At 71.6% G+C, this 479-nt stretch carries 1 pseudogene; it reads right to left on the reverse strand.

The features are described 5' to 3' along the window. Nucleotides 1-479 (reverse strand): annotated as a pseudogene (locus tag AUL38_RS17330) (ABC transporter permease); the annotation flags it as partial.

The following is a 479-nucleotide window of genomic DNA, read 5'->3' on the forward strand; positions in this document are numbered from 1 at the left end:
TGCCGAGCCAGATCAGTGAGCCGGCCTGCTCAATGCCGAGCCGCCGAGCCGCGCCGTCGCCGAGCACGACCGACGGGTACGCCGCAGTCGCCGCATTGAACCAGCTGCCGGCTCTGAGTGATGCATCGAGCACGTCCCTGAGGGCGAGATCGGCCGTGCGGACGGCAAGGCCGCCGCTCTGTGCTTCCGGGATGAGGTCGCTGCGGTAGACGCGCACGCTCTCGAGGGTGCCGACGCCGGCGGCAGCCAGGGTGCCATCCACCCTGCCGATGCGCCCGGCGCTGTCGGCGGGCAGCGAGGCCTCGCCACCGAAGAGGTTCTGGCCCGCCTCCACCGTCAGGAGGTTCGTGCCGAGCGCGTCGAGCCGCTGCGTCAGCTTCGCCTGGCTCGATGCTGAGATGCCGAGCCAGATCAGTGAGCCGGCCTGCTCAATGCCGAGCCGCCGAGCCGCGCCGTCGCCGAGCACGACCGACGGGTAC

It is taken from the genome of Leucobacter sp. G161 (genome assembly GCF_001482305.1).
GTDB lineage: Bacteria > Actinomycetota > Actinomycetes > Actinomycetales > Microbacteriaceae > Leucobacter.